This window comes from Lentiprolixibacter sp., from assembly GCF_982873095.1.
This window is the reverse complement of sequence record NZ_CEYNTP010000202.1, coordinates 1-5,258: the sequence shown is the minus strand read 5'-3', so window position 1 is coordinate 5,258 and position 5,258 is coordinate 1. Positions and strand designations below refer to the sequence as shown.

General features: G+C 46.2%; 5 protein-coding genes. 4 read left to right on the top strand and 1 reads right to left on the bottom strand.

The genetic code is table 11. The features are described from left to right. The first annotated feature begins 142 nt into the window (after positions 1-142). The 4 genes from AC4E7D_RS11320 to AC4E7D_RS11305 all read left to right on the top strand — a co-directional run bounded on the left by AC4E7D_RS11320 (position 143) and on the right by AC4E7D_RS11305 (position 4,380). Positions 143-1,045 carry a NifU family protein gene (locus AC4E7D_RS11320; RefSeq protein WP_490173902.1) on the top strand — a complete coding sequence of 301 codons (903 nt, stop codon included), beginning with the start codon at positions 143-145 and terminating at the stop codon, positions 1,043-1,045. Positions 1,046-1,112: 67 nt separating this feature from the next. Next, positions 1,113-1,313: a dodecin family protein gene (locus AC4E7D_RS11315; protein ID WP_490173901.1), complete on the top strand. Its 201-nt coding sequence runs from the start codon at positions 1,113-1,115 to the stop codon at positions 1,311-1,313. Between the two features lie 132 nt (positions 1,314-1,445). Next, positions 1,446-3,500: a thioredoxin domain-containing protein gene (locus AC4E7D_RS11310; protein WP_490173900.1), complete on the top strand. Its 2,055-nt coding sequence runs from the start codon at positions 1,446-1,448 to the stop codon at positions 3,498-3,500. 55 nt (positions 3,501-3,555) lie between these two features. Next, on the top strand, positions 3,556-4,380 hold the full coding sequence (locus AC4E7D_RS11305) for a mechanosensitive ion channel family protein (RefSeq protein ID WP_490173899.1): 825 nt from the start codon (positions 3,556-3,558) through the stop codon (positions 4,378-4,380). Between the two features lie 34 nt (positions 4,381-4,414). Here AC4E7D_RS11305 and tsaB read toward each other — a convergent pair whose 3' ends face one another. Then, entirely contained in the window at positions 4,415-5,077 is a 663-nt protein-coding gene (gene tsaB / locus AC4E7D_RS11300; protein ID WP_490173898.1) for a tRNA (adenosine(37)-N6)-threonylcarbamoyltransferase complex dimerization subunit type 1 TsaB, read from the bottom strand. Between the last annotated feature and the right edge of the window lie 181 nt (positions 5,078-5,258).

Below are 5,258 nucleotides of genomic sequence, written 5' to 3'. Positions count from 1 at the left end.
GAAATGGATTTCTTCATCAACAGGTAAGTGGCTGGTTTATGGGCTTTGTGCCTTAAATATAAAGTATAACGGACGAAAGACGACATTATTATATGCTGGAAAACTAGTAAATAGGTTGTACTTTTGCGAGAAAATCAGTTCTATGAAATCCTTTAACATCACTATTGTTGATACGAACAATCCAGCTATCCTCAAATTTGAGGCCAATCATATGCTGGTAAGCGAGGGACATTATGAATATCGGAACATCGATGAGGCTAAAAATGCACCCCTGGCACAGCAACTGTTCCACCTGCCTTTTATAAAAAGGGTATACATTTCCGGTAACTTCATTGCTCTCGAGCGATATGACATTGTTACCTGGGAGGATGTCAAAGGAGAGGTTGCGCAGCAACTGGTAGACTACCTCAATTCCGGAGGGCCTGTAGTATTTGAAGAAAAAGGGGCCAAAAAAGTGCCCGTTACCCTGTATGCGGAAGTGACACCCAACCCGGCCGTAATGAAGTTCGTGGCCAACAAACGCCTGGTGCCCGCTGCCTTTGAATTCAAGAATATCGATGAAGCCGCCACTTCAAAACTGGCCACTTTCCTGTTTGAACACCCCTTTGTAAAGGAAGTATTCATCGATGAGAACTACATTTCCATTACCAAATACGATGTGGCCGACTGGAATGAGATCACCATGGAAATGAGGGAAAAAATTCGAACCTTCATCGCCGATGGGAATGAACTGGTGTCAGAAGCGGCCATTGCCAAGGAGGAAGAGAAAAAAGAGGTTGAGAAACGCACGCATTCAGACATGGACGATACCTCACGCCGGATTGTTGATATCCTTGAAGAGTATGTGAAGCCTGCTGTGGCCAGTGACGGGGGAAATATCCTGTTCCAGTCCTACGAAGAAGATAGCAAAACGGTGAATGTTATCCTTCAGGGGGCCTGTAGCGGATGTCCCTCCTCCACCTTTACCCTGAAAAATGGAATAGAAACCATGCTGAAAAACATGCTGGGAGATAAGGTAGACCAGGTAGTCGCCATTAACGGATAAACCCCGTAATTTCTGGGTTTCTTGCCCAGATATCCTTATCTTTCCTGTAAATAAAATCCATAATATTATGTCTGTATTAAAAGTTATTGAAATTCTGGCAAACTCCACCGAAAGTTGGGAAGATGCCGCAGGAAAAGCTGTGGCTGAAGCCTCTAAATCCGTGAAAAACATTCGCTCTGTCTGGGTACAGGAGCAAAGTGCCACGGTAAAGGATGGGAAAATAGACGATTACCGCGTAAATGTTAAAATTACCTTTGAAGTAAAATAAATGTTAATTAAAAAGCGCCAAATGGCGCTTTTTTAGTAGTCCTCTTTGCTACCTGCACCTATGTGGAGAACCTATTGTATTTTGATCCTACTACTGACCTCCCTTCTGGGTTGTCAACGTAAAAACAGTGCCATGTCACACAAATACACCAATGCCCTGATCGACGAAACCAGTCCCTATCTGTTGCAGCACGCCCATAACCCCGTAGATTGGGTGGCCTGGTCTCCGGAAGTTTTGAAAAGGGCCCAGGAAGAAGGCAAACCCCTGCTGATCAGCATTGGCTATGCGGCTTGCCACTGGTGCCACGTCATGGAAGAGGAATGCTTTGAGGATGAAGAAGTGGCACAGCTTATGAACGAAAGGTTCATCAATATAAAAATAGACAGGGAAGAACGGCCGGATATCGACCAGATCTATATGGATGCGGTGCAAATGATGACAGGCCGTGGGGGATGGCCGCTGAACGTTGTGGCCTTGCCTGACGGCAGGCCTTTCTGGGGCGCCACCTACGTAAAAAAAGAGGATTGGATGAAGGTGCTCACCCAACTGAGCGACCTGTACAAGGAAGATCCCAATAAAGTCATAGAATATGCGCAGGGATTGGCACAGGGGATCAAAGAAATCAATCTTATCCCTCCCCACGAGAATCCCGATATATTCAATAAGGAAGACCTCAACGCGTCGTTGTCCAAATGGACTGCCTTTTTCGATCGGGAAATGGGGGGATATAAAAGGGCGCCGAAATTCATGATGCCGGTTAACCTGGATTTCCTGCTCCATTATGCCTGGGCGGAGGACGATCCTGACATTCGGGAATACCTTAACCTCACCCTTACCAAAATGGCTTATGGCGGGGTCTATGACCAATTGGGCGGGGGATTTTCCCGTTATGCGGTGGATACCAAATGGCATGTCCCCCACTTCGAAAAGATGTTATATGACAACGGGCAGTTGGTAAGCCTTTATGCCAAAGCCTATGCTTATACCAATAACGAACTCTACCGAAAAACGGTTGAGGAAACCATTGCCTTCGTCCGGCGCGAACTTACCCATGATTCCGGGGCTTTTTATTCCTCCCTGGATGCGGACAGCACGGATGAAAACGGGAAGCTGGAAGAAGGGGCCTACTACGTTTGGAAAGCCGAGGAATTACAACAGATATTAGGAGGCGATTTTCCGGTTTTTAAAGATTACTACAACATCAACCCCTATGGTTTCTGGGAAGAAGGCAAGTTTGTTCTGATTCGTAAGCAAAGCGATGCCGAAGTGGCCAAGATGCACAACTTAACTGTAGAGGAACTGCGTAAAATGATTTCAGAAAGCAAGAGGCTTCTTTTGGAAAAGCGTGAAGAACGCAGCCGGCCCAGGTTGGATGATAAGATCCTTACCTCCTGGAATGGTCTTATGCTCAAAGGTTTGGTTGATGCCTACAAATACCTCGGAAAGAAAAGTTATCTGGACATGGCGCTTAAAAATGCCTCCTTTATTGCTGAGAACATGATAAAGGAAGATGGAGGACTCTACCACAATCACAAAGAAGGCAAAAGTACTATAAACGGTTATTTGGAGGACTATGCCAGTATTATTGACGCCTTCCTGGGGCTCTATGAGGTTACTTTTGACGAAAGTTGGCTAAGGAAAGCCGAATCGCTTACGGAATACTGCCTAACCAACTTCTATGACGATGCCTCAGGTTTGTTTTTCTTTACCTCAAAAGAGGATGATATTGTCATCAGGAGATCTATGGAAACCATGGATAATGTAATCCCTGCCTCAAATTCCATTATGGCCAAGAACCTGTTCTACCTGTCCAAACATCTGTTTAAGGCGTCTTACGAAGAAGCGGCACTTAATATGATGAAAGCCGTTCAGGGGAATTTTGCTGAAGACATTTCGGGTTATGCCAACTGGTTACACCTGGTGCTCTTCACTTCTAATCCGTTTTATGAAGTAGCTATTTCAGGACCTGAAAGCGATCAGGACAGGGCCTTCCTTCAGGAAAATTATCTTCCCAACAGTGTGATTGCAGGCGCTGCCGGAGAAAGTAATTTACCCCTCCTGGAGAACCGGTATGTAGCAGGGGAAACCTTGCTATACGTTTGCCAGAAAGGTTCCTGTAAACTTCCGGTAAGTGCCCCTTCCGCTGCACTCGACCAAATTCAGCCCGGTCAGATCAATTTCTTTTAAGAAGGCGATTTAGTATTTTTGACCCGGAAAGCACACCTTAAAAACACAGCCTATTATGGATAAAATTAACGACCTGCAAAAGTTTTCTGAAGAGGCAATGGACTGGCTTTGGGAGTTTATCCCTGACCTTATTGTGGCCATCATAATCCTTATTCTGGGACTTTGGGTGATCCGTTTTATCAACCACTTTGTAAAACGCTTCTTTGAGAAAAAGGATTATGACGAGGCACTGGAAACCTTTCTCCAGAGTTTTATCAAAATAAGTTTAAAGGTCATTTTGTTCGTGGTTGTAATTACCCAACTTGGCGTAAAATCTTCCTCCCTGGTGGCCATGCTTGGTGCCGCAGGCCTGGCGGTAGGTCTCGCCTTGCAGGGATCCCTGGCAAACTTTGCCGGTGGGGTGCTTATCCTGGTCTTCAGGCCATTCCGTGTAGGGGATTGGATTTCCGCCCAGGGTGTTGACGGCACAGTAAAGGAGATCTCCATATTTACCACTAAACTAAACACCTTTGGTAACCAGCTGGCGATTATCCCCAACGGACAGTTATCCAACAACAACATTATAAACTACAATGCAGAACCCATGCGGAGGGATAAAATTGACGTGGGTATCGGCTATAGTTCAGACATCAAAAAGGCCAAGGATATATTGCTGGACCTTTGCCAGGGGAATGAAAAGGTCCTAAAGGAGCCCGCCCCTGAAGTCTATGTAGGAGAGCTGGCCGACAGTGCAGTTACCCTATCCTTACGGTTCTGGGCAAAGAACGAAGATTTTTGGGCTGCACATTTTTATGTCCTGGAAAACCTGAAATACCGCTTTGATCAGGAGGGCATTGAAATTCCGTTCCCACAGATCGACGTACACCAAAAAACCGATTAAGCCCTGGTTTAACGATAAGATATTAAAGATCGGGTTATTTCCCCAGGATAAATTCTTTCAGGTAGAAGGGCTCGAAATACGCCAGGGTCTCGAATTCCCCTTTCTCAAAACGCTGATGTGACATGTGGGCCATTTCCCTGGCGGAAGGGACCCGCTCCTCCTCAAACCTGAAATTGGGGTGACGCAATACCTCCCTGCACTTTTTGGCCCCATTTCCTATGAGGTATACAGCGCCCTTTTCGACAAACTCCTGGTAGCTATACGCATTGATGATCTCCGCCCGGATTTCCCGGACCGGCTCGTAATCACACTTCAAAACTTTCGCATATACCTCCATGCGCCTGGCATCAAGCATGGGTATGAGATGTCCATCGGTTACTTCTAACTGACGGGCCAGGCTGTCCAGGGTGGGAAGGGATATTAAGGGGATATCCAAAGCGAAGCACAAGCCTTTTGCCGAAGCTACCCCGATCCGGAGACCGGTATAGGAGCCAGGGCCTTTACTCACGGCAACCGCCTCTACATCCTGCATACTGAGTTGAGCTTCTTCCAGTACCTGCTGTATAAACAGGTGAAGCTGTTCCGAATGTGAATAATTCCGGTTGTTCTCTTCCCGTAATGCCAGGAGTTTCCCATCGCGTGCAAGGCTTACGGAACAATTGGTGGTCGCAGTTTCCAGGTTGAGAATAACAGCCATAATGGGCGCAAAGATACAATAAAAAAGGCCTGCCGATTAGGATCAGCAGGCCCGGCTTTATGCTACAGACTTTGAAATATTCCTAATTCAAAACAATTGGCAGACCGAAATAAAACTCCAGTACTTTGATACGGAAAATGTAATCGTACTTAGACCGTATTACTTCAGCAGCGGCGTTATC